Origin of the sequence: Hydrogenophaga sp. (genome assembly GCF_051007235.1) — a bacterium.
Classification (GTDB): Bacteria; Pseudomonadota; Gammaproteobacteria; order Burkholderiales; family Burkholderiaceae_C; genus Hydrogenophaga.
This window is the reverse complement of the sequence record NZ_JBPCSJ010000532.1, coordinates 1-2,978: the sequence shown is the minus strand read 5'-3', so window position 1 is coordinate 2,978 and position 2,978 is coordinate 1. Positions and strand designations below refer to the sequence as shown.

Below are 2,978 nucleotides of genomic sequence, written 5' to 3'. Positions count from 1 at the left end.
GATTGAAGACGGCGGCGGTGTTGATGGAAACCTTGTCGGCACCGGCATGGAGCAGGCGGTGCACATCCTCCACGGCGCGCACGCCACCGCCCACAGTCAGCGGGATGAAGACCTGGGAGGCCACGTCTTCGATGATGTGCAGGATCAGGTCGCGGCCGTCGCTGGTGGCGGTGATGTCCAGGAAGGTCAGTTCGTCGGCGCCCTGTTCGTTGTAGCGCGCCGCGATTTCCACCGGGTCGCCCGCATCGCGCAGCTCGACGAAGTTGACGCCCTTGACCACACGACCACCGGTCACGTCCAGGCAGGGAATGATGCGTTTGGCGAGCATCAGGCTTCAGCCATTGAGTTCATCGGCCAGCTTCTGCGCTGCTTCGAAATCGAGGTCGCCGCTGTAGATCGAACGACCGCAGATCACGCCTTCAACACCCTCGTCCTCCACCGCGCACAGGCCGCGGATATCGTCCATGTTGGACAGGCCACCCGAGGCGATCACGGGAATCGACAGCGCCTGCGCCAGCTTGACGGTGGCGTCGATGTTGATGCCACTGAGCATGCCGTCGCGGCCGATGTCGGTGTAGATGATGGATTCGACGCCGTAGTCCTCGAACTTCTTGCCCAGGTCCACCACCTCGTGGCCGGTGAGCTTGCTCCAGCCGTCGGTGGCGACCTTGCCGTCCTTGGCGTCCAGGCCGACGATGATGTGGCCGCCGAACGCGGTGCAGGCGTCCTGCAGGAAGCCGGGGTTCTTGACCGCGGCGGTGCCGATGATCACGTAGCGCAGGCCGGCATCCAGATAACGCTCGATGGTGTCCAGGTCGCGGATGCCGCCACCGAGCTGCACGTCCACTTCAGCACCGACTTCCTTGAGGATGGCGCGGATGGCCTGCTCGTTCTTGGGCTTGCCGGCAAAGGCGCCGTTCAAGTCGACCAGGTGCACGCGGCGCGCGCCCTTGTTGACCCAGTTGCGGGCCATGGCCGCCGGGTCTTCACCGAACACGGTGGATTGGTCCATGTCGCCCTGTTTGAGGCGAACACACTGGCCGTCTTTGAGATCAATGGCGGGGATCAGCAGCATGATGGTGGGGTCGACAGGACGTCAGGGGTTCCAGTGGAGGAAGTTGCGGTAGAGCGCCAGACCCTGGTCGGCGCTTTTCTCGGGGTGAAACTGGGTGGCGAACAGATTGTCGCGGGCGATGGCACAGGCAAAACGGGCGCCATAGTCGGTTTCGCCCACCGTGTGCAGGGCCTGCGCGGGCCGCGCGTGGTAGCTGTGCACGAAATAGAAGTAAGCGCCGTCGGCAATGCCCTGCCACATGGGGTGCGGGGCGCGGCCGTGGGCGGTGTGGAACACCTGGTTCCAGCCCATCTGCGGCACCTTGTACCGGCTGCCATCGGGCTGGGTGCGGCCTTCGAGCTGGAAGCGCACCACCTCGCCCGGGATCAGGCCCAGGCCGTCGGTCGGGCCTTCTTCGCTGCGGTCCAGCAGCATCTGCATGCCCACGCAGACGCCAAACAGCGGCTTGTGCGCGGCGGCGTGCAGCACCGCGTCCTGCAGGCCGGAGGCGGCCAGCTCGCGCATGCAGTCGCCCATGTGGCCCTGGCCGGGCAGCACCACACGGTCGGCGTCGAACACGTCCTGCGCGCGCGAGGTGACGATGACGTTGAGCCCGCTGCCCTGCGCCACGTGCACCACCGCCTGCGAGACGGAACGCAGGTTGCCACTGCCGTAGTCCACCACGGCGACTGTCTTGGATCTCATCGGTCCGGGGGGAAAAATTACAGGGAACCCTTGGTCGAGGGGATGACGTCGCCCAGGCGCTCGTCGCGTTCCAGCGCCATGCGCAGCGCGCGGGCAAAGGCTTTGAACACGGTTTCGGCCTGGTGGTGGGCGTTCTCGCCGTGCAGGTTGTCGATGTGCAGGGTCACGCCCGCATGGTTGACGAAACCCTGGAAAAACTCGAAGGCCAGCTGCGTGTCGAACGCGCCGACCATGCCGCTCTTGAACGGCACGCGCATGTGCAGGCCAGGGCGACCGGAAAAGTCGATCACCACACGCGAGAGCGCTTCGTCCAGCGGCACGTAGGCGTGGCCGTAGCGGCGGATGCCTTTCTTGTCGCCCACGGCCTTGGCGAAGGCCTGGCCCAGGGTGATGCCCACGTCTTCCACCGTGTGGTGGCCGTCGATGTGCAGGTCGCCTTTGGCGTCGATCTCCAGGTCGATCAGCCCGTGACGGGCGATCTGGTCGAGCATGTGGTCAAAGAAGCCGATGCCCGTGGACAGCTGGGCAGCGCCGGTGCCGTCGAGGTTGATGCGCACGCGGATCTGCGTCTCGGACGTGTTGCGCTGGACGTCGGCCACGCGGGGGCTGGCGGAAGATGGGGTGGTCATAAGGTGGATTGCAGGGCAGCGATCAACTGCGTGTTCTCGTCGGGGGTGCCGACCGTCAGGCGCAGGCAGTTGCCGAGCAACGGGTGCATTTTAGAAACATTCTTGACCAGCACACCGCGGGCTTTCAGGCCGTCAAAGGCCTTCTGCGCGTCGGGCAGGCGCACCAGCACCATGTTGGCCTCGCTGGGGAAGGGTTTGACACCCGGCAGGGCCTCCAATGCGGTGATCAGCCGGGCACGCTGTTCACGGATCTGGGCCGCCTGCTGCGCAAACACGTCGGCGTGCTCCAGCGCGAACAAGGCGCACTCGGCGTTGAGCACGCTCACGTTGTTGGGCGGGCGCAGCTTGTCGATTTCGTGCACCAGCGCCTGCGGGCCGACCATGTAGCCCAGCCGCACACCGGCCAGGCCGAACTTGGAGAGCGTGCGCATCAGCAGCACATTGGCGTTGGCCGCCGGATTGGCGCGGATCTCGTCGAGCCAGCTGCGGCTGGAAAACGGCTGGTAGGCCTCGTCCATCACCACCAGACCACCGAACGTGGCGGCCTCGGCGATCAGGCGCCGGATCACGCCCGCATCCCACAGGTTGGC

At 65.8% G+C, this 2,978-nt stretch carries 5 protein-coding genes; all 5 read right to left on the bottom strand.

Translation table 11 applies throughout. The annotated features are described in order from the left end of the window. Positions 1-328, bottom strand: a 328-nt coding sequence (hisF, locus tag ACR2JA_RS18910; protein ID WP_434010611.1) for an imidazole glycerol phosphate synthase subunit HisF, incomplete at its 3' end; no start/stop codon positions are given. 6 nt (positions 329-334) lie between these two features. Beyond that, positions 335-1,075, bottom strand: a complete 741-nt coding sequence (gene hisA, locus ACR2JA_RS18905) for a 1-(5-phosphoribosyl)-5-[(5-phosphoribosylamino)methylideneamino]imidazole-4-carboxamide isomerase (RefSeq protein ID WP_434010610.1) — start codon at positions 1,073-1,075, stop codon at positions 335-337. 21 nt (positions 1,076-1,096) lie between these two features. Next, entirely contained in the window at positions 1,097-1,759 is a 663-nt protein-coding gene (gene hisH / locus ACR2JA_RS18900; RefSeq protein WP_434010609.1) for an imidazole glycerol phosphate synthase subunit HisH, read from the bottom strand. A 17-nt stretch (positions 1,760-1,776) separates the two neighbouring features. Then, complete coding sequence (gene hisB / locus ACR2JA_RS18895; RefSeq protein ID WP_434010608.1) at positions 1,777-2,388, bottom strand: imidazoleglycerol-phosphate dehydratase HisB; 612 nt, start codon at positions 2,386-2,388, stop codon at positions 1,777-1,779. Continuing rightward, positions 2,385-2,978: pyridoxal phosphate-dependent aminotransferase (locus tag ACR2JA_RS18890; protein ID WP_434010607.1), on the bottom strand; the 594-nt coding region annotated here is incomplete at its 5' end. The genes ACR2JA_RS18890 and hisB, both read right to left, overlap by 4 nt.

What these genes read in the sequence shown, in the direction of transcription:
- hisA (WP_434010610.1), bottom strand. Translation starts at nt 1,075, where the DNA reads ATGCTGCTGATCCCCGCCATTGATCTCAAAGACGGCCAGTGTGTTCGC.
- hisH (WP_434010609.1), bottom strand. Translation starts at nt 1,759, where the DNA reads ATGAGATCCAAGACAGTCGCCGTGGTGGACTACGGCAGTGGCAACCTG.
- hisB (WP_434010608.1), bottom strand. Translation starts at nt 2,388, where the DNA reads ATGACCACCCCATCTTCCGCCAGCCCCCGCGTGGCCGACGTCCAGCGC.